Below are 26,264 nucleotides of genomic sequence, written 5' to 3' on the forward strand. Positions count from 1 at the left end.
GATACAAAGATATTAGGTTATTAACGTCTTAAAAAATGTTTATTAAGATTATGCATACTTGTCATGCAAAAAACCAAAAATCAACAACAGGTTTTTTATTCCATAAGAAGAGTAATTCTTCTATTTCTTTTTTCCCTGTTGGTGATGCTACCACAATAATTATCTGAGCATTCTCGAGCGTTTTAACATCGTTATAATGCTCTAGTCGTACTCCATAGATGTCCTTTCCTATTTTTCTCTCATTATCACATACCCAATGAAATTCATCAGAATAAGATTGTAAGAGTTTGGCCATATCTTTTCCATTTTTCCCTGCGCCCCATAGTACTAAAGGTCGTGTTTTATCTCTATCCAATTCATAGAAAAAGCGTAGCTTAAGGTCAAAATATCGATTGTCTTTGTATTCTTCCCAGGTACGTGAGATTCTATCAGACCGGTCTCTCCAGTGATGCAGAATTTTATCAATCCCTACGACAGTTAAACCTAATCTGTAAAATCGAAAACAGAGGTCATAATCTTCTGGGTATATAATCGGATCAAAAGCACCTGCAGCATCAAAATCTTCTTTGTGTAGTAACCAACAATGAGACGGGATAACACATTCTCTATAAATCTCTTGATAGTGAGTACTTGTTCTGGCAACTTCATTAAGCCATTTTTCGTATTTAAGAAACCCATCACCTACAACTCCCTCGTCAACAAAATGCTCAGTTCCTCCTGCAATCACAGTTCCTTTTCCGTGTTTACTCCATTCTTCTACAAGTACTTCTATTTTATACGCTGGCATTTTATCATCAGAATCCATTCTGTTGATCAATGTTCCTTTGGTCTCGGCATATCCCACTTGTAGTGTTGGGATTAATTTAGGTCTATCACTATTAAAAAATCGAATTCTGGTGTCTTTTGCAGCATACTCCTGTAAAATTTTTGGACTAGCATCTGATGAGTGATCATTTACAGCAATAAGTTCCCAGTTTTGATACGTTTGTGCCAGAATAGAATCTAAGCAATCCCGCAAATAAGGAGCCGTATCTTTAACAGCCATTATAATAGTAACTAGTGGTTGATTTGTCATTGCTTTAAAGGTTTTTTCCAGGAATTCGGCAGCTTTTTTGTTATTTCAATGTTTTGGAATTCTTTACTAGAACGCGCCCCATGAGTTTTTACCCATTTGGCCATTTCTAAAAGCCCAGTTTCTAAATCTATATGTTTTTTGGGGTTAAAAACAGTATCAAATTTTGAATGATTAGCATAAGCATGAATCACTTCTTCCCGTTTTTCTAGTTGTTCTATAGCTAGTTCTGATTGCATTGCATTACTAACTGCTATTGCCAGCTCTTTTACAGAGTATACTGTATCATTTCCTATATTAAAAACTGTATTATATGCTTCAGGTATCGTTACCGAACTAGCAATATAAGGTGCGATATCATCAATATGTGTAAAAGCTCTGGTTTGCTTACCATCTCCAAAAATGGTTAACGGTTTATTTTCAAGAATTTGATTCATAAATATCCCAACGACATTACGATATTTATCTCCTATATTTTGGTGTCTTCCGTATACATTATGAGGTCTGAAAATAATATAGTCCATACCAAACATCTTCTGTGCATTTATCAGATCTAATTCTACTGCGTACTTTGCTATTCCATAAGGATCTTCTGGTTGCGGAAATTGTGTTTCTACCAATGGCAATGTATTTGTCCCATAGACTGCAATAGAAGAGGTAAAAACAAAACATTTCACTTCATGGGTTACCGATGCGTTAATCAAATTAACACTACCGATCAGGTTATTCTGGTAGTTGAAATTTCTAATAAAATGACTTAGTCCTTCAGCCGCATAGGCTGCCAAATGATAAACATAGGTGAACTTATACTTATCAAAAAGAGTATGTATTAAGGTAACGTCTAGTATCGAACCTTCATAGAATAGTGCTGCTGAGTTTATATTTTCCTTATCTCCTCCGGAAAGATCATCTAAAACTATAACCTGGTGATTTTGTTTTAGTAAATGATTGACCACATGCGAACCTATAAATCCCGCTCCGCCAGTTACAAGTGAAGTTATTTTCACACGTTGAAATTTTTTAATGCTCGTTTCATTTGGCAAACCTACATAAATTGATCATATATGGGATAGGTTTTGTTTAAAATGAATTATTTTCAAGATCCATAATAGGGCTTGATACAAACTTCTTGTTGTTTACACTCTCTATATAACAGGCTTTACAAACAGACGCTAATGATTCTAAAGCCTATAACGATAATCCAATATCAGAAATGGTGTTATGCGGGTATTTGGGAGTGATTCGATCAAATCTTCTGTGCATGACTCTAGGCAATAACCTTCATTCAATAAAATGTTTTCGTAAGTGACACACTTATTATCATCGTTAGTTTTTGTGGTTTTATCAATAATAATTTCAACATTCGGTAATGGAATGTTTTTAGTATCTATAACTTCTACAATAAGATTATTTGTAAGGAATTTTTCAGAAGAAATAGTACTTATAACACTGTTGGTTTCTTCTACTTCTGTTTCTATTTCTATCTTTTTCATGTCAAGTTTAGACATATCACCATTCTTTCTAAAAGAATATAGAACAGCAGCACCAATCATCAGTAAACTAAGTAGTTTATTTTTTTTCATAATCATATTCTTTTCCTAATACTTAGATACAAAAGTATACACTATGTGAAGTGAATAACACACTGGAAACCGTGAATTTTATTAAAAAAAGCAAACCAGATACTGAATAAAAAATTAGATTTCTATTTGGTTTTAGATCTTAATTTTATTGCTTTAAGCAACGTAATTGGATTGTATTTATCAAATGACAGTATGGATTCTTCTACAACGGTATATCCTATTTTGTTACAACCTGCTTTAAAAGCTTGTACCGAACTTTCTTTTACAGCATTAATTACTATACAGGTTTCAAGTTGTAAAACCGGAGTGATTTTTAGAAAAAGTTCTTCTAATCTGCCGCCGTGACCTCCTATAAAAATTGCTTCAGGCTTTGCAAACTGAGTAAGATCGTGTTCAAAAAAATCTCCCATTACTACCTGAATACCAGGAACGCCAAAACATTTCTGATTTTCTATCATAATTGCTTCACATTCTGGCCTTTTTTCGAAAGCAACTACCGCTATATCTGGGTTTTTTAATTTGGCTTCTATACTAACAGATCCAGTGCAAAAACCGATATCCCATACTATATCAACAGTAAGAATATCTAAATAATGTAAGGTAGTTAATCGAATAGGCATTTTGGTAATCATCTTAGGCCTGCCAGGTAAGCCTTTAAAATCAGCATCCTTTATCCCAAAATCAATTTGACGATGCGCTGTTTTTTTTAGTATCACACAATTCAGTGAGTGAAACTTCATTGTTGAAGCTTCCAATAAAGATAATTTCTGAAATTTTTCCTGTTCTCCTTCTATGTCTTCCCCTACGATAATTTTATAATTATCATATCCATACTCCAAAAGTCTTTTTGCAATGGTGGCTGGAGTTTTTTCTGCATCTGTAAGCACTCCTATACTTTCTTTTTGTTGGATTAAGATAGTATCTAATGCTTTCCAGCTTCTTCCATGCACACTTACGGTTTCTAACTGGTTACTATTCAAATGCATTGCATTAGCCAATAATTGAATCGAACTAAAATAGGGAGTTGTTATGATTTTTGCATCTGGATATTTATTTTTTAATGTATTCGAAAATCCATAAAACAGTGGATTTCCGGAAGCAAAAACAATAATCGGTACTGCTGCTTTTTCATATACCTCGAATACCTGAGACATCGGAGATTGAATAGCTATCCATTGATGATTTTTGGGAAGATAGTCTTTCACCAATTCGTAATGACGTCTTCCTCCACTAAAAACACAGGTGTCCAGAATACTTTGTTGTTGTTCTGTTGTAAAATCCGGGGTCTTATTTCCGATACCTATAATATGGAAGATCATAGTGCTATTGATGTTGTATATATTCTTATTGAATCAACAAAGCTACGAAGTTAAAGTTTATAGAAATCAAAATATTTATCACTCCTCTCTAAAACCATATCCTTTCTCTCATTTACAATTGTTTAGTGTTAGAGCAAAAAATATTCAGTTATTATAAATGAAAACACATCACTTTCAATTTGATCCAACAGCAAAAAAACTATATTTGCGCCCGATAAATGGTTTTTCACCTATGGTGAAAATTAAAAGGGAATTTGGTGAGAGTCCAAAACTGTTCCCGCAACTGTAAGATTCACAAAAAAGTAGTACCATAAAACCACTGTAGCAAAGGCTATGGGAAGGAGGTAATTACCGAATTAAGTCAGGAGACCTGCCATAAAATCTAAATAATTATTAACTCTCGGGTAAAGAGTGAAAATAATAATAACTGCCTTTAACCTAAAAGGTAGTCTTTATTTATTTCTGCATTTTTCCCTGCTTAATCTCAATTTAAAAAATGAAAAAATTAGTATTATGCAGTGTCTTATTGTTATGGGGGTTCATGACCTACGCACAATCAAACATTACAATTACTGGAACTGTAAAAAGTCAAATTTCTGGAAAAGGAATTTCTAATGTATCTGTTTATATACAACAGACAAATCACGAAACAATTACAGATGAAGAAGGAAAGTATTCGATCTCATTAGAAAAAGGGAATTACAACATTTCGTTCTCTGCCATTAGCTATCAACAAATTACTAAAAATATTATTGTGGATAGAGAATCTCTCATTTTGAATGTAACCCTTAAAAAAAACATTACTGGATTAGAAGAAGTATTTATTAATGGGGGAAGTAATAAAACCAATAAAGAAATACTAAATGTAAACAAATTAGGGATCAAAAACATAGACATCCCAGTAACTACCAACAGTATTAATGGAGAAATTATGCAACAACGTAATGTTTTTGATATAGGAGATGCGGTTAAAAGTGTTACAGGCGTAAGGCCTATAAATAGATATGGAGGTTTCCAAACTTTTAGAATTAGAGGATTTAATAATTTTGTTATGCTAGTTGATGGTGTTAGAGATGAACGGCATAACATATCTACCAGTGCACCTTCAACAAACCTGGCAAATGTAGAAAGAATAGAAGTACTCAAAGGCCCTGCAGGGGTTCTATATGGTCATTCGGCATTAGGAGGAATTATAAATATAGTCCGCAAAAAACCTACACATAAACAAAAAGCTAATTTTAAAGCCACTTATGGTAGTTATGACACTTATAATCTTGAAGGTGGTATTGGTGGTCCAGTTTCAGATAAATTACGCTATAGAGTAGATATAGGAACGACACGTACTCAAGGGTGGAGAGATTATGGTATAGCGACTAATAATGGATCCTTAATGTTAGATTATACACCTTCAGCAAATAACAAGTTAGCTTTCTACTTTCAGACTAATAAAGATGTATATGATACAGATACTGGTATTCCTGTAGATGAAGACAGTTCTGTTATCCCAGGAATGGATCCAGAGACCAGATACAACGATCCGCAAGATTATTTAAAACACAAACGTCTTGATTATCAAATAAAATACTCGCATGATTTTAATTCTAATTTAAAGTTATCCAATCTCTTATCATATTCAAATGATGATATAGATTATCTTTCTACAGAGTTTTTAGAGTTAAATCCAACTAAAGATTCTATCACCAGAGCTTTCCCGTTTTATTTTAATCATAAAACCAAAACTTTGCAAAATCAATTAGATTTAAGCTATACATTCAAAACAGGTACTATAAAACATAAGACATTACTAGGGAATTCTATCAGTATTTTAGATCGTAAGACTTTTAGAGGAGAAGTAATTGGCCCTGGAACTTTTACAACTATTTCTGTTCAAAACCCTACTTTAAACCAAGGGCACATTGAGACAATAGATAATAAAGTTGATATAAAAAAAGAGGTAGTATACGCTTTTTACTTGCAAGATTGGATTAAATTTTCTGATAAATTTAAAGCATTAATAGGACTGCGTTATGATACATTTATCGGAACTTATTATAGAGATATTATTGACAATAACAGGAACTTAATTACTTCTGGAGTTCGTACAGAAATCCCTTCATCTTCTTTCACATATCGGGCAGGTATTGTTTACCAACCAATAAAAGATATGATTAGCATTTTTGCTTCATATTCAAACTATTTTAAACCATCAAGAAGAGTAACTCCGGATGGAAAAGTATTTGACCCTGAAACAGGTTTTCAAAATGAATTAGGAATCAAGTTTCAAAAAAACGATTTGTTTACTGCTACACTTTCAGCTTATTTTATGTTAAAAAATAATATCGTAGAAAAAACAAGTGTCGATGATTACCAGCAAATAGGTTCTGCAGATTCTAAAGGGATAGAATTCGATATTGAATCAAAACCTTTTGAAGGATTTTATATTAAAGCAGGATATGCTTTCGTAGATGCCAAAATTAGAGATTATAATAAAACGTTACAGACTATACCAGCAGGAAACAGGTTACCATATGCTCCTAAAAATTCTATTAATTTTTGGGGAAATTATGAATTTCAAAAAGGGTATTTGCAAGGTTTGGGAGCTGGATTAGGGCTAAATTACGTAGATAAAAACTATACCAATTCAAGCAATACATATACATTACCATCGTATACGACCATAGATGGAACTCTTTATTATCAAGCAAAAAAAGTTAGAATAGGATTAAACATAAATAATATTGGCGATACACTTTATTTTACCGATGCGATCTATTCAAATCAGTTTTTCCCTGGCCAGGGAAGAAATTATAAATTAAGTTTGGCATATAAATTTTAAACAAACTTAAAAGGAGAATGTATCGATGTAATCTAACTATCGGTACATTTTCCATTACTTTAATAAAATCTACAATTTATCCACTGAAATATTGTAAAAACAGATGAAACAGATTATTTCTTTACATCATTGGCTTGGCACTTTTTTTTGTGCTTTATTTTTAATTTGGTTTTTATCGGGCTTTGTTATGATGTATCAAAGTTTTCCAAATCTAAGTGAAACTGAAAGAATAGAAATGCTTTCTAGTTCTGTAAATACTGAGGTATTATCCCCTAAAACTGTTTTTAAAAATGATACTATTGACGAGATATCCCAACTTAGACTGAATTATGTTCTCAATAGACCTGTTTTTCATTTGATTACAGATCAGGGGGGAATTTTTTCCAAATATGCAGATAATGGACAAAAAGTAATCCTAACAAAAGAGATAGCGCTAAAAATCGCAGCAAAAAACACAGGAATAACGGCTAATTCTACTATCCAAATATTAGCAGAGCTAGACCAATGGATTCCAAGAACAAAGTATTTACCACATATGCCTATTTTCAAAATTGAATTTGAGGACGAAAACAATACGTTGGTTTATATCTCATCGGTAACGGGAGAGTTACTTGCTATAAATACCAGTTCTGAAAGATTTTGGTCGTGGTTGGGTGCTATTCCTCATTGGATTTACTTTAAGGATATTAGAATTCATAATACATTATGGGCACAACTGGTAACATGGTTAGCCGCATTAGGATTCATCATGGTAATTACAGGTATAATAACTGGATTGGTGAGATACAAAAAGAAACCAAAGGCCAAGTTTAAAAGATTCAAAAACAAATGGTACAATTATCATTATTATTTTGGATTGGTTTTTGGGGTATTTGTATGTACCTGGATTTTTAGTGGGTGGATGAGTATGACCCCTTTTGGATGGACTCCTAGTACACAATTACAAAAAGAAGAAGTTCTAAAATGGCAAATGCAAAAACATACTATAAATTACTATAATGAGGATAGTTGGAGTAGTTTTCTAAATCAGTTAGAACAAAAGAAATTTAAAGAAGTAAGTTTTAATTTTTTTCAAAATAATGTTTATGCCCAAGTTTTTTTTCAAAATACAAGTTCTTTATATAGTTTATATAACGCTAACCCTTCTTTAAGCATAGATAGCTATCAAAAAATTGTAAATTCTTTTTCTCCAGAAAATGAAGTGAAAGAAAGTATTCTCTTAAAAGAATATGACAATTATTATTATAGTCGACATAATGATAAAGATTTACCGATAATTAGAATTAAAACCACTAAAAATATAACCTATTATATCAATCCAAAAACAACCAGGGTAGTATACAAATGTGCTACAAAAAACAAAATTCAACGCTGGATTTATCACGGTTTACATAGTTTAGATTTCTCATTTCTGGCATGGAACAGGCCTTTATGGGATATTGTTCTTTTTATTTTATTAACAGGAGGTACAGTACTTAGTTTTTCGGCAACTGGATTAGGAGTTAAATTCATTAAAAGAAAAAATAGAAAAAGGGTAAAAAGGAAGGAGAAGAAATCTAAAAAATAAAGTTTTACGGTAGAATATCATTAATATATCTATTACTTTTCAATTTGATTGTAGTAATTTCTGTGTAATAAAAATGACAAAATTCACAAACCTCAACCAGAGCAATTCATTTTGCTAAAAACGAAGCGTAGTAACATTCTCAATTATTTATATTTTTCCTGAATAACAACTTCTTTTTGAAGTTTTTTACGATCCCATTTTTTTAATTCTAACTCGGGTTGGTTATAAAACATGTCGGTATACCCAAAACATAAATATCCTATTAATTGGTTTTGTTCTGGAGCATCAAGTACCTGTTTTACTTTTTCAGGATCTAAAATACTTACCCATCCCATACCTATATTTAAGGATCGTGCCATAAGCCACATATTTTGTATCGCACAAACCACACTGTATTTACCCATATTAGGCATACTTGTTTGTCCCAAAACAGGGCCTTCTGCAGGTTTATAAAACACTGCCATATTTAAAGGAGATTCTAAAATCCCTTCTAGTTTAAGCTTGATGTATTCTTTTTGCTTTTCGTCTGTAAATTGAATTGCGGCACGTGCCGTTTCTTCAGAAAAAGTTTCTTTTACAGCTTGCTTCGTTTTTTGATCTCTGATCAATACAAATTCCCAGGGTTGCGAAAACCCTACCGAAGGAGCTGCCAATGCAGCTTCTATGATCCTATCAATTGACTCCTGAGATATGGGAGTATTTAAAAATCGATTCCCTCGGACATCCCTGCGATGCGCCATTACCTCTTCGAGCAATGCTTGTTCTTTATCGTTAAATACACGTTGTGGATGCTCTTTCATATATTCTATAATTTAGCTTCTTCTAGCGTAAATGCTGCATTAACAATAGCCGCTGCAAAATTACTACCTCCTCGCTTTTCGGTAATTAATGCATACGGAATATGAGATATTGCTTTTAGTCGTTCTTTAGATTCAATTACATTGATAAATCCTACTGGCGCTCCAATAACTCCTGTCGGAGATAATATTCCTTCTTGAATCTGATCTGCAATCTCAATTAATGCGGTAGGTGCATTTCCGATAACAAATAGTGCTTTGGGGTATTTTTTTGCAGCTAGTTTTATTCCCGCCTGTGTTCGTGTTAATCCTTCTTTTTCTGCAAGCTGAAGAGATTCCTTATCATTTAATAAACAAATCACCTGGTTACCATATTTGGCGGTATACGCTTTTGTAATTCCTGCAGCCACCATAGTTACATCGGTAACGATTGTTCCTCCATTTTTAAGATAATCATGCCAGGTAGTAATTGCCTGCTTAGAAGTTTCCAGGTAGTTTATATATTCAAAATCACCAGAGGTATGAATACATCGTATTGCTGCCCATAAAGCATCGTTTGCTAATGTATTTGATGGGATATTATTTAATATCTCATTAAAACTAGCTTGCTGTATTTCTACACCAGTCTCTGGTTTTCTGTTTAAATATCCTCTTGGTGTGATTAGATGATCTTTATATCTAAAAGTTTGACTATTCCCTATCAACACCACACAAAACATATCTACCTCATCGACATCTAACTCTGCCAAAGTGGTGATTTTAATCTCTTCTTCTGTTCTTCCTAATTGTTTGCATATCGCTACAGGAGTAGTTTTGGGTCTATATTTAAGGTAAATGGTTTTTAACGCTCCCAATTGCCAATACCGTTTTTTACTTTTAGGATTATACAACCCTGTTACAAAATCTCCCATTGCCGCAGCATGAATACGCTTCTCTATTGTGGTCCAGGGAGTCATTAAATCTGATAAGGAAATACAACAAAAATCATGACCTAAGATAGCTCCTAATTTACTTCCTGCTGTGATAAAGGCAGAAATGCCCGGTATTGTCTCTACAGGAATATCTAATTTTTGCTCTGCAACCTTTTGATATACTATAGATGCCATTGCATATATACTGGCATCACCAGAACCAATTACAACAACATGTTCTCCTTCTAGAGCGTGTTGTATTGCAATTTCTGCTCTTTTTTCTTCTTCACTTAATTCTTTACCGATACATAAAGCATCAGGACGTACTATATGTTGAATAAATTGAAAATAATAGTGATATCCTATGATTACAGAGGCTTCTGAAATTGCCTGTGTAGCCAATGGAATGATATAATCTGAATGCCCGGGACCTAGTCCTACAACTTTGATCATTGTTTGATAATTAATAAAGAGAAATATGGGATTTCTCTATTGGTCAGAGTGGTTAAATCTGTTGTTATATATTCTTGATTGGTTCCTAAACGTTCACAATAATAACATTTCCAATCTTTCTGTACTAATTCTGAGTGAAAATCATTCCAACCAGAGCGTATTTTCATTAATATCACGGTATCAAATTCTAAAAAATATTTAGAGATTTCTGCAATATTTTTTACTCTTGGAACGATTGCAATTTTATCATTAAGTAAACTTAATGGTATTTGGTGTTGCGATGCTCCCAGCGAAAAAGAATTGATTCCCGGCACCAAAGATACTGGTAATTGCAATTCTTGAAGCGCTGTTAATATATACGAAAAAGAAGCATATAAGCTAATATCTCCTTCGCATACAATCGCTATTTTTTTTCCTGCCTTATAAGCTTTTTCTATGTCTTTTACCGTTGTTGCATACGTTTTTGAAGCTTCTTGGCGATCGTATGACATGTTTAGGAAAAATCCTTTTAGTTCTTTATACTCTAATCCATGATATTGTAATATAGGATATACAAAGCTCTTTTTTTGATCTTTGGTAATAGATCCCGGATAAAAGATAAGATCAACTTCTTTTAGTATTCGTAACGCTTTAAGTGTAAGAAGTTCTGGGTCTCCGGGTCCTAAAGCTATTCCATAAATTGTATGCAAATCGTTATGTTCTTTTCTTTTTTCTTTTATACAAAAACAATTGCCATTTTTCTTCTGCTACTCCGGCTTTATCCATTTCTGCTCTGGCCATAGTGAAAAATAAATCTGATAATCTATTAATATAGGCTACCACATATTCTTCTACAGATTCGGGATCTTCATGCATTAAGGTAACTAATCTACGTTCACCTCTTCTGATTTGTGTTCTACACACATGACATAGTGCTGAAATTTCATTTCCACCTGGTAATAAAAAATAGTCAGACGGAGAGCTAATATTGGCTTCCATTTCGTCCATCCATTGTTCACAAAAATCTGCCCCGTCTTTAGGTTTGGGATTAGGGTTTTCTTTTTTAGAATCTGATGGTCTTGCAAGGTGTGACATCATATCCATAAGATCTTTTTGAATTTTATGAAGATTTGGCTGCCACTCGTGGTCATTACCTAATTTTGCACGTAGTAATCCAATAGTAGAATTCGCCTCGTCCAAAGCTCCGTTACATTCTATACGTGCAGAATCTTTAAATTCTCTTTTTCCTCCAAAGACTCCAGTCTTACCTGTATCTCCTTTACGTGTGTATATTTTCAAGGGATTAAAAATTTTAAATTAATACTGAAACTATGTCAATGAATGGTTATACTCCTTCTCCTACCAGCAATTTTTCTTCTAATATTTCCTGAATCTTTTGCTCTTCGAGTTCTTCTCCGATAATTACTAATCGAGTAGCCTTGATTTCTCCATCGATCCACTTTCTATCAAAATAGTTTTCAAACCGATCTGCAACTCCCTGAACAATCATACGCATTGGTTTACCTGGCACATAGATAATTCCTTTAATCCTGTAGATATGATGTTCTGCTACTAATGTTTTTAAATTTTTGATTAGCGTTTCTGGAGTATGAGGTGCTTTAATTTCTATTACAATAGAATTGATCGAATCATCATGATCGTGGTCGTGATGGTGATGACCATGTTCATCATGATCATGGTGGTGGTGATGTTCTTCATGATGAGAATGTTTGTCATCTACATGATCTTCGGCTTTAGCATCAATTCCTAATAATACATCTGCAGGAATATTACCTTTTACTGCAGAAATCAATTTAATGTTGTCACCAACACGATTCTGGATAATATCCCTCACTTGATTATATTCTTCTGTATTGATTAAATCTGATTTGGTCATTATAATCAAATCTGCACAAGAAAGCTGATCTTCGAATAATTCTTCAATAGAAGATTCGTGATCCAGGTTTTCATCGTCTAATCGCTGAGATTGTACTTTATCACGGTCACATATTTCACCTGTGGCCTGTCCTACACAATCGACAACAGTAATTACAGCATCTACAGTGATTTGTGGTTTCAAATCAGGCCAATTAAAAGCTTTTAATAATGGTTTAGGCAATGCTAATCCCGAAGTTTCGATAATAATATGATCAATATCCTGTTTACGCTCCATCAATTGAAGCATAGTGGGCAAAAACTCTTCCTGTACTGTACAACAAAGACATCCATTACTCAACTCTAATATATTTTCTTCTTCACATCCACAATCATTACCCTTTAGAATTTCTCCATCCATTCCTAATTCTCCAAATTCATTAACAATTATTGCTAATCGTCTACCATTTGCATTTTTAGCAATTTGATGTATCAAAGTCGTTTTTCCAGATCCCAGAAACCCTGTAATAATCGTTACAGGTATTTTTTGTGTGTTTAAAGCCATATGTTCTTATCAAAAATGATTCTAAGCAAAACTATCTATTATTGCTTAAAGGAAAAAACAAATTATGATATGTTTATCTTAGATTGCACTCATGTTTCTATAATGATCTACTAATAGAAATATATTAGATCGTTTTATTACGATTTCGCCTCATCATTAGTCTGTAAACATGTATTCATTTCTATTGACAATCTATAAATAAAAAAGCTGTCTAAAAATCACTTTTCAGACAGCTTTTTTATATTTTGATGATCGGTTATTCTTATTCCGGCAATATCCGGATCCAAATCTGGCATAGAGGTGTTATTGCATTTTACCTCTATTTAGTATTTACTCTCATCATCAGCATTTTTAGTTATCCAGTATAAGAACTGGCACATTTGTTTTATTTATGGTTTGTTGAATTTTAGTATCAAAACCAATTGATTTACTTAGTTTTTGTTTGGTTTCTCTTTTTACACAAAGCAATCCCAATTTATTTTTTTCAATATATTTTGAGAGACCACTACTGGTATCCATTCCTTCTTCAAACTCAAAGATTACTGTATTTTCTACAATAGATTGCTCTTCAGGTTGTGAAAATGCCGTTGGTGTTTTAATTTGAGATCCTGTTTTTTTAATTTTAAACAATTTAAAAGGTATATCAGTACACTTTTTTAAATCCTGCACAATCCCAATTTCATTATGGATAGAGGTATCATCAAGAAAACCAAGAGATACATTATGGCCAGAAATAAGATGCTTATCATTTCCAGAAATAAGAATCCCTCCTTTATAATTCTTCAATAAATAAGAAGTTAATCCACCTCTCAAAAAATTCACTCGTTTAGGTTTTCGCTTACCAATAACAACGATATCCGGATTTGTTTTAGCAATATGGCTTTGTACTTCGGTAATAACATTCCCGAAAGCAAAACTGTAAATAATAGGAATATTTTCGTTGTCTGATACAGTGTCGACCAATTTTTGCATTGCCTTTTTTGATGCAATTCTTTCTTCGTCTAATGTTCGTAATGCGGCTATTTGGTTATCATACTGAACAACCTGCATAGGTGATTTTACATAAAAAACCTCTATTCCTGCATCTATAACCTTTGCCAAATTCACAGCATTGCGTAAAGCTGTGTATGAGGATTTGGTTTGATCAATTAATACTAATAGTCTGTATTTTGTTTTTAACATACGTTTTTTCATAAGTTTTTATTTTAAGCGCTTTTAGGGCGTAATCTGAAAAATTTAATAAAACTGTCTGGGTTTTCTATAGTACCTCTTTCTGAAATAAGCTGAATGTCGATATTCCTATTTCTTGCTTTTTCGGAAAAGTCTTCTAGAATTTCGACAATATCATTGTCTAAATATCTTGTTTTTCGAACATCAAGTTCTAAAAAAGTATCTCTGGGAAGGCTGTCCAATTCTTTAAGAATAGCACCTTTATTAAAAAATGTTACTTCTTCTGCCAATGTCATCTTTATTTTATGTTTGCCATTACTCTTATCTTCGATATGTAAGAAGTGTGAATTTTGAAAACTTTTAATCAAAATAACTACAACACCTACTAATAAGCCTAACCCTATCCCTATCAAAAGATCTGTAAATACAATACCTGTAACCGTAACTATAAACGGAACAAATTGTTTCCAACCTAATTGATACATAGTTTTAAACAATCCTGGCTTTGCAAGCTTATATCCAACGATAAAAAGAATTGCAGCTAATACAGATAGCGGAATCTTATTTAGAAGTTTTGGTATTAAAATTATAGAAATTAACAACAAAAATCCATGTAAGATTGCTGCCATTTTGGACTTTCCTCCTGATTGGATATTTGCAGAACTACGCACAATTACCTGGGTAACAGGCAATCCTCCGATAAGTCCAGAAATAATATTTCCTGTTCCCTGAGCCAATAGTTCTCGATTGGTTGGTGTTACACGCTTACGAGGATCTAGCTTATCGGTAGCCTCTACACATAATAAAGTTTCTAGACTAGCTACCAAAGCAATAGTAAATGCAGTTACCCATATTTGAGGGTTGGTAATCGCTCCAAAATTTGGAAAACTGAATTGCGCTAAGAACGAAGATGCATCCTCTGGTACAGGTACACTTACCATATGTTCTGAAGAGATTCCCCAGGTACTATTTCCTGCCATAACTACAAAGTATATAATCCCGGCAGCAACTGCCACCAAAGGCCCTTGAATAAGTTGAAATATTTTCCCTTTTTTAGAGAGTACTTTACTCCATAAAACAAGAATTCCAAGGCCTATAACGGCTATTAAGGTAGCTCCAGGACTAATAGAATTAATTGCATTTAAAATTTCTGAAAACGTATTTTCTCCATCTACCTGAAAGAATGCAAAATCACCTTCTGGATCTGCATCATATCCAAAAAAATGTGGTATTTGTTTAAGTATAATAATAATACCTATTCCTGTAAGCATTCCTTTAATTACCGATGATGGGAAGTAATACCCGATAATTCCTGCTTTCAAAAAACCAAATGCTAATTGTATCACACCACCCAAAACGACTGCCAAAAGGAAGTTTTGATACCCTCCTAATGCACCAATAGCAGTTAGTACAATTGCTGCAAGCCCAGCTGCTGGGCCACTAACACCAATTTCAGATCCACTCATGGCTCCTACTACGATACCTCCTACAATACCTGCTATCAGGCCAGAAAACAGAGGAGCTCCACTGGCTAAAGCGATACCTAAACATAAAGGTAGCGCCACAAAAAAGACGACAATACTGGCCGGAATATCGGCCTTTAAATTTTTAAATAAATTTGAATTATTCATAGCTATTTAGATTTGAAAATGCATACCCATTTAGGTACAAAAACATTGAGCAATTAATAAGTTATTATGTAAATGATGAGTTCCATAGTAATGGAACCAAATTGAAATATGATAAGGATCCGGATTAAAAAGTAGAATCCTAATTTAATAATTACACCTGTTCGGGAGGTGGGATGGGAATTTCGAGATCAAAATCATAATGAGGTTGTAGTACCTGATAACAAGAATGTTCTGAAGCATAGATAAAATGACGATCGTAAGAATTTAAAATTTTAAATTCATTTTTTTTATACTTACAATCATCTTCCTGTTTTTCTTCTTCATCAGAATCTTCTTCCCAATCTACTTCAACTAATTCGATATCATCGTTAGCGAAAAGTGCAATAGTCTGAACTATTGGCTGTAACAACATGCTTACAAACACAACGATAAACGAACTATACTTTATAAAGCTAAATATGTTATGACAAAATAACTTCATGACGCAATAGTTTTTTGTACTAAATCAGTGTAAAATCTCACTACATTGTTTTTTCCTTCTTCGACATCGGTTAACGAAGGAAGATGTTGAGAAAAATAACGTTGATGGTGTGCTCCCTCAATTACTGTTGAGATAAGCATATGCGGGAACTCAAATTTTGGATTTATCTCCAAAACCATATCGCTCACTCTTTGTACAACTCTTTTATACGTTTTATAGAATCCTTTTTTATTTTCTTCATCAACATCCTTTGTATGATAGGCTTTAGCAGATTCTGAAATGATAATTTTATTAAGTAATACTTTATTAATAAAAGTAAAAGAGTTGTCTTCTTTTACTTCTTGAGTAAATAGTGTGATCGCGATGTTCAATTTATCTTTTGCAGAGGTAATATTTGTCGTTGCAAAAACCAATTTATACTCAATCCAACTCCAATACCAATTGATCAAGTATACCAATAACGAATGCTTACTTTCAAAATAACGATAAATCGAACTTTCATTAGATCCTATAGCAACTCCCAACTTTCTAAATGTGAAAGACTCAAAACCTAAATCATTTATCATCTCGATACTAGTTTGCACTATTTTCTTCCCTAAATCAGAGGATTCAGGGTTTTTGGTGTATAACTCTGGATTAATTGTTATATGTATTGGTAAACTTTCCATCTAGAAAAGCAAAGATATGAAAGTATTACTATTAAATCGAGGTCGTTTAACTATTTTTTATGAAAGTATTATACTTATAACTCTCTGATCTATGCTAACATACCGCCTTTAACTCATTATACATTGGATCTTTTTCGATCATATTTAACAGTTTCTTTTTGGCTTCAAATTTCTTTTTTCTGGTATATCCTTCAGAATGTCCTATGATTTTCGAAATTTCTTTCATTGATTTTCCTTCAAAAAAAAGAGATAATAGCTTCTTATTCTCTGTACTTAGTTTTTGAAAGTATTTTCTATAAAGGTGCTCGCGTTCTTGATTTTCAATATCTGCTATTAAGGGTTCACTAGCTCCTTCTTCAAAACGATACCACCCATCATCGATAACGAGTTTTTTCTTTTTCTTTAAGCGATTTCTCCAAAGGTTTTTACAAATCCCGTAAAAATAGGTTTTTATTGGTACTCGTAGTTCTAAAAGACCAGATCGTAATTTCTGATATAACACAACTAAGGCATCCTGAAAGACATCTTCTACATCTTCGGGATTTCCATTATTACGAAGAATGTATCCCTGAATGTATCGAATATTTTCTTTATAAAAACAGGTTAGTATTTTCTCGTCCCCATCAATGATTCCAGCTATGATTATTTGATCGTTATTCATCATTATTGTGAGTTTGTATCTTTTAGGGTTTAGGTAATACCATTTATCTTTTGAATTTACTGAGATAAAATGTTCTTTTTTCACTTCAGTTTCAGAATGAAAATAAACCGTTCCCCAACTATGCTTGATTTTCATTCATCACTGAAGCAAAAAAATCTTAATTTTCTTTTCTGGTAAATTCAAACAACAAATGGTATAAGCTCATTGTCATTTATCGCTCACTTGCCTTTATGATACAAACATAAATCGACTACATTAGATGTCAATACAGATTTCTGTAATGGAGTCCTTTTTTTGAAAAAAAAGTCATTATACTGCTTTTGAAGATGTTTAATACTTCTGTACGATTAGAAGTTTAGATAGGGTATAAAAAAGCTATAATATTCCTAAATCCTTTACAATAGCTACCAGGTGAGTGCTATTCTTAGCTTTGAAGTCATCAAAAAGTTTACTTACTCTTTTATCGATAGCACTTTCACCATTTGGAGATATGTTTTGTTTTTTAAGCTTGATTCGGATTTCTTTTTTGGTAAATCCTTTTGATAATTCTTCTAACAGTATCATATCCAAATCATCTAAGTGAATCAATGTATTCGTGTTAAAATTATTGGTAATCTCTGGCGGTCGCATAGTATTGCCTTGATACACTCCTTTCACGCATGCTACTAATTCTTGTATTGCTTGCTGGCCTTTACAAACGTATCCATTGATATTGAGATTTTCGAATAGCATATTAATTTTGTCTGGCCTGTTTTCCTGAGAATATACAATCACTTTGATATCTGGTTGTATACTTCTGATATCTTTTATGAGTTCGATACCCGAGGTTCTGGTTTGGACCTTATGATCTTCTCTAAATGAAAGATCTGTGATCAATAGCTCAAATACTTCCTGGTCATTATGCGCTTTTCTGAATTTGAGATAGGCATCATCACAGTATTTAGCCTCCTCAATATTATGGATTCCAATTTTATCATTTAATACTTTTATAATGCCTTGATTGGCTATTTCATAGTCTTCTGCTACCAATACTTTAGAAAACATCTTGCTGACTTTTTAATTAGGGATTTGTATTTCGGCTGTAAAGCCTTTTCCTTTTTCTGAGTCAAAGATAAGTGTTCCTAGTATAGCTCGAATACGGTTTTCTGTATTCCGAAGTCCATTTTTGGATTGTAGATGTTCTTTTGTTACTCCCACACCATTATCAGAGTAGTTAATTGTGAGGGTATCGTTAGTATTAGAAAACCTTAATTTAACCAGGCTGGCCTGACTATGTTTCTGCATATTGGTCATCAATTCCTGTAGTACTCTGTATACCGTTATTTTTATGGTTTTATCCATCTCATCCCAATCAATTCTATCAAATCCTATGGCTATTAACTGAATCCCGTTTTGGGTATAGTTTTTTAGCATGTTATTCAATTCTTCTGGATAGGTCACCCCGGTTTCGAATTCATTGTTTTCGCGTGAGATATCACGTGCTTTGAGATAGGTAGTATTGAGTTTATCCTTGATATGAGGGTCATGAGGGTCGTTTTGATATTGCATCATTACCTGAAAAATATCATTCCCCAGCTCATCATGTAATTGTTTAGAAATACGGGTTTCGGTTTCATAACTGGCTTCAAACTGTACTATTTTATTTTGCTGGTTGAGATGATGCATTTGTTGTCTAAAAAAATAGACTATAAACCCAATACCGGTAATTAATAGTAACATCCCGAGAAGGTAGATTGTATTTTCGTTACGAACCTCAGATATTTTTCTGTTTTTTTCTGCGTTCTCCTTGAGTAAGTTTTCATTCTCGAATCGTGTAGGTGCATAGATTTCTCGAGTCTTTTTTCGAAGCTGCATGAGCTTAAGACTAGCTTCTTTAAAACGTTGATGGTCTTCTAAAGACTCTGGATCTAATTCGGTAATCAAAGTTAACACTTCTAACAACCCCTCATAGTTACCAAAATCTTTTAAGCTTTGATAGGCTTCCCGAGCATGATATCTTGCTTTTCCTAAGTCTTTGTTTCTATAATATTTAGCAAGGTGTATGCTACTATTAAATAAACCAACTAAGTTGTTTTTTTGCAACCTTATCTGATGTGCTTCCAATAGCATGGTTTCACTTTCTGAATTCTTTGGATTTTGAAGGAATTTTACATACCCCAGATTATTTAGAATTTGCGCATATCGTGTTCGTTTTTTTATTACGTTCTTATCTTTTAGTAAAGATTGTAAAATATCAATACTTTCTTCATATTTTTTTTGCTCTGCCAAAATATTTGCACGAGTGTTTTTAAAAATGGGTAGATTGCGAATTCCAATTTTCTTTTTAGCAATTGAATCGTTAAGTAATTCTAGAACTTTAGAGTTCCAAAGCAAAGCTTTTTCAGGGTTTTTTAATTGATTAAAAGATATCGATATACCATGATACAGTCCAGATATTATTTTGTGTTCAGAAGAATTCTCTACATATTTTAAACCATCCGTAGCTGTTGTTTTACTGGCATTATGATCTCCTAAAGCAATGTGAATATTAGACATTGCCATCAAACATCTCCCTGCATTGATACTATCCTTAAGATTTCTGTGAACCTTGAACGATTGATTATAATACTCAAAAGCCTCCAGGTAGTTATCTAGTTTTTTGTTATAAAGACCTAACTTATATAATGCTTTTCCTATATAGGCACTATCCATATTTTGTTGAGCAAGTTGTAATAACAAATAGGATTGCTCAATTGCTTTTTCAGGGCCTTTATATTTATGAAGAAGTCTTGTATACAATGAAAGGCCTTTATGTCGTAACGAATCTATTTCTAGTTTCTTAGCTCCCTGTAAAAAGTTGTCCATAGCTTCCAATCTTTTTTCCTTAGCATTGGATTTCTTGAAAGCAAAATCATAGTAACTATTTAAAGAATCGATCTGTTTGATTACCATGGGAGAAATCGAATCATTGGTAACATTATCATTACAAGAATTGAAGAAAACACCTGTTACTATACCTAAAAAAAAGAGGGATAAAACTGTATATCGTTTCATCCCCCAAAAGTACTAAATTATAATGATTAAGATTAAATATCATCTTCTTCTAATATTTCATCATCTCCGGTAGTACTTAACACTTCTGTTTGCAAGGTTTCGTTTTCTTTAACGCTATCATCTGGCGTACAAGAAGCAAAGTTGACTCCTAAAAGTATGGCTATTAGTATGTATTTTAAAGTTCTCATTGTTGCTAAATTTTTTGTTTTCCAAAGTTTAGGGTACGCCCATAGGTGTTAACCCCAGATCGGTATGTTGTTACATACCCATTACCTATGGGAATCATCAATTGGTTTTTGGGAAAGTGTGATCCAATACAGTTGCGATACCTTACTTTCCCCTTTTGGGTAGCAGCAAACTGTAATTAGGATGTTTTTGATGGGTTAGTTTTCTGTATTTTCTATACAATCCAGTTATACCCTTAACAATGTGTTAAGCATACTTATACTGTGGATATTGATTTTTTAGATATACTTGGTTTTCAGGCTTTTTACACCAAAAACTATATATAGCTCTAAAAATCCTATAGTGTTATAGAAAATACTGGTTGGTAGTGTCGGTAACAGCTAGCGTATGTAATTAACGTATAAGAGATGTTACATTGTTAGATACTTGATCGATTATCCTACTCGGTTTTTCATATTAGCACTTGCTAATACGGTGTGTTTATTGCTCGAATGGAAATCGATGTTTTTCTTACTATTGTTTAGTTTGCCTCGAGAGACAAACTCAATCACTAATACGAATTATAATTACTCTTATAAAGTTTACGAAACGAATACTTTACAAGAAACATAACTGCCTTTGATTACTACTTCATGGAAGTTTTTACTTATAAATTGAAGTGTTTCTTCCTTTCTTTCGCCATCTAATGATTCGGATATCACTTTTGGAAGAGGATTAACAACCGAAGTATATAAACCCATCCCAAGGACACTTCCGAATGCATCGGTTAACAGATGGTTTCTGTCCTCCTGTCCTTTTTTAGAATTTTGATTATACTTCATTGTTTTATTTTTTAGTTAATTAATTAGCATATAAATGTTCAGTATGAATACGTATTCTTTTTACGTAGTCAATTCGTATTATTTTTTCTAAAACTGAACAAATAATATACTACTTGTATTGAGATACAAAGATACGGATATTTTTAGGATCCTGCAACTATTTTTTAATATTAATTTATTGATTATCAGGTATTTATAATCAAAATTAAGCAAAGAAATCCCTGTCCGTTTTATAACAGATTTTGGATATTTTGGCAATCACCTAACTACCTGATACTTGCTTTCCAATCACTTACTCTTTATGTACTATTTAGCTTTTACGCATTCCTTTAAAATTTTACTTCTTTTCTTTTAAATTGTTTTATAACATATTACTATTTAAGTGTGTTTTTTACTATTTCCCTCTATTGGTTTTATGATTACGATCAGGTTTTATGCTTTTGAATGTGTTTTATACCAAAAAACCTGAATAAAAAAAGCGTCCAATTTCTTGGACGCTTGCTATATTATATCGTTTTCTAATTTATATCACTTCAAAAAACAATTAAAATAGTCACATAGCGTCCTTTTTTGTAGAAAGACTTCATTAATCCATCGATAATCGCACTGATTAAGCCGCAATATTAATGCCATATGTATACTATTCTGTTTCATTTTGTTATACAAAAAATAACGATTTTAGTCTTATTTTCCAAATTAATGCGCAAATATATGTATTTGAATATGAATTCGATCCAGGAGAAGAAATAAATTTAGTCATGTATCTTATTCTATTCTAATTAAGACCGGTAAATGATCTGAAAGCAATAGATTATTCTTTCTTCTATCATCAACATTGGTATAGCTATTCACTGTTATATTTCTGGTCAGGATGTAATCTATCCTTGAAATTATCTTTTCTTCTACATTGAAACCATTAAAAGTTCCCTTTGGTCCGTACGGAGGAGTTTTACTAATCTCAAATGAGTCTTCTAACTTGGTTTTTAATATTTGAATAGGTTTTGCATTGGGCAAACAGTTTAAATCACCAATTACAGCAATGCGTTCATCTTCTATTTTCATTTTTTTAATTAGCCTAAGTACTAATGTAGAAGAATTTTTCCTTGCTATTTCTCCAAGGTGATCATAATGACAATTAAAAACATGAATAGTATCATTAGTAGATTTATCTTTAAATTTACCATAGGTCACAATTCGCTCCATTGCAGCATCCCAACCAATAGATACAGTATCTATTTTTTCTGAAAGCCAAAATGTTTTAGTTGCTATCAACTCAATAGCATTAGTATTAAAAAATAGAGCAGCATATTCTCCTTTTTGGTTACCATCTTCTCTACCAACACCAACAAAACTGTAATTTGTTAACAGGGTGTCTACATATTTTACCTGATCGTTTAACCCTTCCTGAATTCCTAAAATATCGGGAGTGTAATATTGTATCATCTGTACTACGTCTAGTTTTCTATTCTCCCACCAGTTTTCGTTATCATTAGGATTGTTATATCTTATATTATAAGACATTATAGATTTTTGAGCACTAAGGTTCAAAGTAACTAATACGAATAGAGCGATCAGCTTTATATTTTTTAGCATTTTTTGTTTTATTATCATTAACGAAAATCTATATATTTAGTTTGATTACTTAAAAATAATACTTTTTAAAAGCTTCGATCCCAGCATAGTCTGTCAATCCCAGTGCATGATATTTCTTTGCGGTATCTTTATTACGTTCTTCTGCTCTTACCCAAAATTCTCTGGTATCATCTCCTTGAAACATTACATTATCTTTTTGAGATTGATGAAAAAATATTGCTTTTCGTTTTTTAAGCACCTCATCAGGACTTAGAGGAACAGCCATTTCGATATCATGGATATCCCATTCTTGCCATGCACCACGATATAACCATACCCAACAATCTTTCATAAACTCCTCTTCCTTACTATTTTCTATTACTTCAAACAATATATCCAAACAGACTTTATGGGTACCATGAGGGTCTGCCAAATCTCCTGCGGCATATATTTGATGCGGTTTTATATCTCGTATTAACTTGGTAAGAATGGTTATATCTTTCTTATCATAAGGCTTCTTTTTTACCGTTCCGGTTTCATAGAATGGTAAATCCAAAAAACTCACATGAGTATCAGGTAACCCAAAAAAACGAGTCGCTCCTAATGATTCTACTCTTCTTATAAGCCCTTTAAGGGTTCTAATCGCTATAGCATCAATAGCATTCTCCTTTTTCTTTTTAAGTTCGGTAATGATAGCATCAATATTTACACTTCCTACATTTTCTAATGACATACTTTTAGCAACCTCTGCATATTTAATGGCTTCTTCGTCAGATACTGCTATATTCCCCGAGGTTTGATACGCTACATGTACCTCATGTTTTTGTTCGATCAAGCGAAGAAAAGTACCTCCCATTGATATTACATCATCATCTGGGTGAGGGCTAAGAATCAAAACTCTTTTTTTATGAGGTGTATTACGTTCTGGCCGGTAAGTGTCATCTGCATTTGGCTTACCACCTGGCCATCCAGTAATGGTAGATTGTAGTTTATTAAACATATCGATATTAAGATCATAGGCTGATCCTTTTTCTGCTAACAATCCAGACATTCCGTTGTCATTATAATCTTTATCGGTAAGTTTCAGTATTGGTTTTTGTACTTTCTGACTTAACCAGGCGATTGACTTATTTTTGATTTTTTCATCCCATATACAAGATTCTACTAACCAGGGAGTTTTAATTCTGGTTAATTCTCCTGCTGCTTCCTGATCCAATACAAAAGTGGTATTTTTATGTTCTTGTAGGTACGATGCAGGAATATCAGATTTTACGGCTCCTTCTATTGCTTCTTTTACAACAGGTGCTTTTTTATGCCCAAAGGCCATGATCACTATTCGCTTAGCTTTCTTTATGGTTCCTATTCCCATGGTAATCGCTCTTTTTGGGACGTTTTCTACGCCAAAAAAAGCTTCAGCAGCATCAGATCGGGTGATGTGATTTAATGTGATAATTCGTGTTCCTGAATTTGGATGCGAACCAGGTTCATTAAATCCAATATGCCCCGTTCTTCCGATTCCTAATAACTGAAAATCTAAACCTCCAACAGCATTTATTTTCAACTCATAATCTATACAATATTGATGAAGATCTTTTTGTGACACCATACCATCTGGTATATGGATATTTTCTGGCAAAATATCTATATGATTAAATAGGTGTTCATGCATAAAGTAATGATAGCTTTGCACATCTGTTCTTTCCATAGGGTAGTATTCATCCAAATTGAATACGATAACATTAGCAAAGCTTAGATTGTCTTCTTTATGAAGTCGAACTAATTCTTCGTAAACCTTAATAGGAGATGAACCTGTAGCTAGTCCTAAAACACAATAGTTCTCTTTTGCTTGTTTTTCTTTTATTAATGCAGCTATTTCCTGAGCAATTACTATAGATGCATAATCTGAGTTTTTGAATATAACATTGTGAATTTTTTCAAACTTGGTGTTTTCATAAATTCCGGCTTCCTTATAACTAATATCTTTAACCCTCTTTAATTCAACTTTAGTAATCATAATCCTTTTAAATTGTTATTAGATTTCATGATAAAAATAACGTATTTACTCTTCTTCAACTTTATTATCACTAATAGTTTGTGTAATGAAATCTATTTGTATTAATTTTTAAATTGCTTAATATCTCTAAAATGTACTGTTATAACTATACACCGATGCTTTATTATCGTTATAACTCTTTAAAAAAATCATTATCTATTAATCTGGCTGCACCTATTAGAGCTGCGTTCTCTCTAAGTGTGCTTTTATAAATCGGTATGGTAATATTTAATTTATTAAGTGTTTGGATTAAGCTTTCTATAAAAAACGTCCAGGCGTTACTAATATTACCTCCAATTACTATAGCTTCTGCCTCAAAATCTCGTAGCCAGGGAGCTAGAAAAGTTGCTAAATTCTCTGAGAATTCTTTAAAAATCTGTACGGTTACTGTATTATCTTTTTCAAATCTAATAAGTTCTTTTACTCCACTTATTTCTTTATTGGTAATTTCTTTATAACGTTTTTGAAACCATACAGTAGAAAAATTAGTATCTGCTATGTCGTTTCCGAATGGTAAATGATACAACTCTCCGTATAACGGAACTCCTTTCCCTTCTAATGTAGGAATTCCTTTTTCTAAAAAAGTAGCTCCCAGACCTGTTCCTAAAGTAATTGCAATAGTTTTATTAAAAGAAATCAACTCTCCTACCCAAGCCTCTCCTATTCCGAAACAGGCTGCATCATTATAAAACCGAACAGAAACAGAGGGTTTTAAATTTAATTTTTTGATAATATGATCTTTAAGATTAAGATTACTTAGCTTCTGAAATTTATTTTCTCCTTCGCCAGGAAAAACTCCTTTCTCATAATCAAAAGGGCCTGGCATAGCTATACCTATTCCTTTTAATTTTTGATTTCCTAAATTATCTATTGCCATTTCTATAACACCAATCCAACTATCTAATATCAGATCTGAATCAGATGTATTACTAATTTTCATTGTATAGATGTTCTGTACTTGATTTGGTACATTTTCATCTATAATAGCTACAGAAATATGACTACCTCCGATATCTACTCCTAGAACCATT

The 26,264-nt window shown here is 32.7% G+C and carries 23 protein-coding genes and 1 riboswitch; of the genes, 2 read left to right on the forward strand and 21 right to left on the reverse strand.

The window, feature by feature from the left end:
• Positions 1-61: 61 nt before the first annotated feature.
• From NNH57_RS12905 to cbiE, 4 genes are all read right to left on the reverse strand, one after another.
• Positions 62-1,075, reverse strand: a complete 1,014-nt coding sequence (locus tag NNH57_RS12905; protein ID WP_108809069.1) for a glycosyltransferase family 2 protein — start codon at positions 1,073-1,075, stop codon at positions 62-64.
• Positions 1,072-2,079 (reverse strand): NAD-dependent epimerase/dehydratase family protein, encoded by a 1,008-nt coding sequence (locus NNH57_RS12910; protein WP_108809068.1) that lies wholly within the window; start codon positions 2,077-2,079, stop codon positions 1,072-1,074. Before NNH57_RS12910 ends, NNH57_RS12905 begins: the two co-directional genes overlap by 4 nt.
• 174 nt (positions 2,080-2,253) lie before the next feature.
• Positions 2,254-2,655, reverse strand: coding sequence for a hypothetical protein (locus tag NNH57_RS12915; protein ID WP_074407366.1), 402 nt, complete (start codon positions 2,653-2,655; stop codon positions 2,254-2,256).
• Between the two features lie 122 nt (positions 2,656-2,777).
• Positions 2,778-3,974: a precorrin-6y C5,15-methyltransferase (decarboxylating) subunit CbiE gene (gene cbiE, locus NNH57_RS12920; RefSeq protein ID WP_108809067.1), complete on the reverse strand. Its 1,197-nt coding sequence runs from the start codon at positions 3,972-3,974 to the stop codon at positions 2,778-2,780.
• Positions 3,975-4,176: 202 nt separating this feature from the next.
• Positions 4,177-4,366: riboswitch (cobalamin riboswitch) on the forward strand.
• A gap of 104 nt (positions 4,367-4,470) precedes the next feature.
• Between cbiE and NNH57_RS12925 the strand changes: the two genes are divergently transcribed.
• Both NNH57_RS12925 and NNH57_RS12930 read left to right on the forward strand, forming a co-directional pair.
• Entirely contained in the window at positions 4,471-6,810 is a 2,340-nt protein-coding gene (locus tag NNH57_RS12925) for a TonB-dependent receptor (protein WP_108809066.1), read from the forward strand.
• Positions 6,811-6,913: 103 nt separating this feature from the next.
• Positions 6,914-8,377 (forward strand): PepSY domain-containing protein, encoded by a 1,464-nt coding sequence (locus NNH57_RS12930; protein ID WP_108809065.1) that lies wholly within the window; start codon positions 6,914-6,916, stop codon positions 8,375-8,377.
• Between the two features lie 143 nt (positions 8,378-8,520).
• Here NNH57_RS12930 and bluB read toward each other — a convergent pair whose 3' ends face one another.
• From bluB to NNH57_RS13015, 17 genes are all read right to left on the reverse strand, one after another.
• Entirely contained in the window at positions 8,521-9,177 is a 657-nt protein-coding gene (gene bluB / locus NNH57_RS12935; protein WP_074407362.1) for a 5,6-dimethylbenzimidazole synthase, read from the reverse strand.
• Between the two features lie 5 nt (positions 9,178-9,182).
• The gene (gene cobJ / locus NNH57_RS12940) at positions 9,183-10,538 is read right to left on the reverse strand and encodes a precorrin-3B C(17)-methyltransferase (RefSeq protein WP_108809064.1); all 1,356 of its coding nucleotides are present in this window, start codon (positions 10,536-10,538) and stop codon (positions 9,183-9,185) included.
• On the reverse strand, positions 10,535-11,227 hold the full coding sequence (gene cobI / locus NNH57_RS12945) for a precorrin-2 C(20)-methyltransferase (protein ID WP_108809063.1): 693 nt from the start codon (positions 11,225-11,227) through the stop codon (positions 10,535-10,537). Before cobI ends, cobJ begins: the two co-directional genes overlap by 4 nt.
• A 4-nt stretch (positions 11,228-11,231) precedes the next feature.
• Complete coding sequence (locus NNH57_RS12950; protein WP_074407359.1) at positions 11,232-11,816, reverse strand: cob(I)yrinic acid a,c-diamide adenosyltransferase; 585 nt, start codon at positions 11,814-11,816, stop codon at positions 11,232-11,234.
• Positions 11,817-11,862: 46 nt separating this feature from the next.
• The gene (cobW, locus tag NNH57_RS12955; RefSeq protein ID WP_074407358.1) at positions 11,863-12,957 is read right to left on the reverse strand and encodes a cobalamin biosynthesis protein CobW; all 1,095 of its coding nucleotides are present in this window, start codon (positions 12,955-12,957) and stop codon (positions 11,863-11,865) included.
• Positions 12,958-13,308: 351 nt separating this feature from the next.
• The gene (locus NNH57_RS12960) at positions 13,309-14,151 is read right to left on the reverse strand and encodes a universal stress protein (RefSeq protein WP_108809062.1); all 843 of its coding nucleotides are present in this window, start codon (positions 14,149-14,151) and stop codon (positions 13,309-13,311) included.
• A gap of 11 nt (positions 14,152-14,162) precedes the next feature.
• Entirely contained in the window at positions 14,163-15,758 is a 1,596-nt protein-coding gene (locus NNH57_RS12965) for a SulP family inorganic anion transporter (protein WP_074407356.1), read from the reverse strand.
• A gap of 151 nt (positions 15,759-15,909) precedes the next feature.
• Positions 15,910-16,239, reverse strand: coding sequence for a hypothetical protein (locus NNH57_RS12970; RefSeq protein WP_132066276.1), 330 nt, complete (start codon positions 16,237-16,239; stop codon positions 15,910-15,912).
• The gene (locus NNH57_RS12975; RefSeq protein WP_074407354.1) at positions 16,236-16,907 is read right to left on the reverse strand and encodes a TetR/AcrR family transcriptional regulator; all 672 of its coding nucleotides are present in this window, start codon (positions 16,905-16,907) and stop codon (positions 16,236-16,238) included. Before NNH57_RS12975 ends, NNH57_RS12970 begins: the two co-directional genes overlap by 4 nt.
• Before the next feature lie 94 nt (positions 16,908-17,001).
• Positions 17,002-17,571 carry an RNA polymerase sigma factor gene (locus NNH57_RS12980; protein ID WP_159099319.1) on the reverse strand — a complete coding sequence of 190 codons (570 nt, stop codon included), beginning with the start codon at positions 17,569-17,571 and terminating at the stop codon, positions 17,002-17,004.
• A 372-nt stretch (positions 17,572-17,943) separates the two neighbouring features.
• Positions 17,944-18,612: a response regulator gene (locus NNH57_RS12985; RefSeq protein WP_108809060.1), complete on the reverse strand. Its 669-nt coding sequence runs from the start codon at positions 18,610-18,612 to the stop codon at positions 17,944-17,946.
• Between the two features lie 12 nt (positions 18,613-18,624).
• A complete protein-coding gene (locus NNH57_RS12990; RefSeq protein WP_108809059.1) occupies positions 18,625-20,601 on the reverse strand; it encodes a tetratricopeptide repeat-containing sensor histidine kinase in 1,977 nt (658 codons plus the stop codon).
• A 32-nt stretch (positions 20,602-20,633) separates the two neighbouring features.
• Positions 20,634-20,789 carry a hypothetical protein gene (locus tag NNH57_RS12995; protein ID WP_159099318.1) on the reverse strand — a complete coding sequence of 52 codons (156 nt, stop codon included), beginning with the start codon at positions 20,787-20,789 and terminating at the stop codon, positions 20,634-20,636.
• 579 nt (positions 20,790-21,368) lie between these two features.
• Entirely contained in the window at positions 21,369-21,608 is a 240-nt protein-coding gene (locus NNH57_RS13000; RefSeq protein ID WP_108809058.1) for a hypothetical protein, read from the reverse strand.
• Positions 21,609-22,373: 765 nt separating this feature from the next.
• On the reverse strand, positions 22,374-23,201 hold the full coding sequence (locus NNH57_RS13005) for an endonuclease/exonuclease/phosphatase family protein (RefSeq protein WP_159099317.1): 828 nt from the start codon (positions 23,199-23,201) through the stop codon (positions 22,374-22,376).
• 49 nt (positions 23,202-23,250) lie between these two features.
• Positions 23,251-25,194, reverse strand: coding sequence for a glucosamine-6-phosphate deaminase (gene nagB, locus NNH57_RS13010; RefSeq protein ID WP_108809056.1), 1,944 nt, complete (start codon positions 25,192-25,194; stop codon positions 23,251-23,253).
• A gap of 169 nt (positions 25,195-25,363) precedes the next feature.
• Entirely contained in the window at positions 25,364-26,263 is a 900-nt protein-coding gene (locus NNH57_RS13015) for an ROK family protein (protein ID WP_074407348.1), read from the reverse strand.
• Between the last annotated feature and the right edge of the window lies 1 nt (position 26,264).

The sequence above is a fragment of the Aquimarina spinulae genome, assembly GCF_943373825.1.
Lineage (GTDB): Bacteria > Bacteroidota > Bacteroidia > Flavobacteriales > Flavobacteriaceae > Aquimarina > Aquimarina spinulae.

Coding starts and splice junctions, on each gene's coding strand:
- NNH57_RS12905 (WP_108809069.1), bottom strand. CDS start 1,075: ATGACAAATCAACCACTAGTTACTATTATAATGGCTGTTAAAGATACG.
- NNH57_RS12915 (WP_074407366.1), bottom strand. CDS start 2,655: ATGAAAAAAAATAAACTACTTAGTTTACTGATGATTGGTGCTGCTGTT.
- cbiE (WP_108809067.1), bottom strand. CDS start 3,974: ATGATCTTCCATATTATAGGTATCGGAAATAAGACCCCGGATTTTACA.
- NNH57_RS12925 (WP_108809066.1), top strand. CDS start 4,471: ATGAAAAAATTAGTATTATGCAGTGTCTTATTGTTATGGGGGTTCATG.
- NNH57_RS12930 (WP_108809065.1), top strand. CDS start 6,914: ATGAAACAGATTATTTCTTTACATCATTGGCTTGGCACTTTTTTTTGT.
- bluB (WP_074407362.1), bottom strand. CDS start 9,177: ATGAAAGAGCATCCACAACGTGTATTTAACGATAAAGAACAAGCATTG.
- cobJ (WP_108809064.1), bottom strand. CDS start 10,538: ATGATCAAAGTTGTAGGACTAGGTCCCGGGCATTCAGATTATATCATT.
- cobW (WP_074407358.1), bottom strand. CDS start 12,957: ATGGCTTTAAACACACAAAAAATACCTGTAACGATTATTACAGGGTTT.
- NNH57_RS12960 (WP_108809062.1), bottom strand. CDS start 14,151: ATGAAAAAACGTATGTTAAAAACAAAATACAGACTATTAGTATTAATT.
- NNH57_RS12965 (WP_074407356.1), bottom strand. CDS start 15,758: ATGAATAATTCAAATTTATTTAAAAATTTAAAGGCCGATATTCCGGCC.
- NNH57_RS12970 (WP_132066276.1), bottom strand. CDS start 16,239: ATGAAGTTATTTTGTCATAACATATTTAGCTTTATAAAGTATAGTTCG.
- NNH57_RS12975 (WP_074407354.1), bottom strand. CDS start 16,907: ATGGAAAGTTTACCAATACATATAACAATTAATCCAGAGTTATACACC.
- NNH57_RS12980 (WP_159099319.1), bottom strand. CDS start 17,571: ATGATGAATAACGATCAAATAATCATAGCTGGAATCATTGATGGGGAC.
- NNH57_RS12985 (WP_108809060.1), bottom strand. CDS start 18,612: ATGTTTTCTAAAGTATTGGTAGCAGAAGACTATGAAATAGCCAATCAA.
- NNH57_RS12990 (WP_108809059.1), bottom strand. CDS start 20,601: ATGAAACGATATACAGTTTTATCCCTCTTTTTTTTAGGTATAGTAACA.
- NNH57_RS12995 (WP_159099318.1), bottom strand. CDS start 20,789: ATGAGAACTTTAAAATACATACTAATAGCCATACTTTTAGGAGTCAAC.
- NNH57_RS13000 (WP_108809058.1), bottom strand. CDS start 21,608: ATGAAGTATAATCAAAATTCTAAAAAAGGACAGGAGGACAGAAACCAT.
- NNH57_RS13005 (WP_159099317.1), bottom strand. CDS start 23,201: ATGCTAAAAAATATAAAGCTGATCGCTCTATTCGTATTAGTTACTTTG.
- nagB (WP_108809056.1), bottom strand. CDS start 25,194: ATGATTACTAAAGTTGAATTAAAGAGGGTTAAAGATATTAGTTATAAG.
- NNH57_RS13015 (WP_074407348.1), bottom strand. CDS start 26,263: ATGGTTCTAGGAGTAGATATCGGAGGTAGTCATATTTCTGTAGCTATT.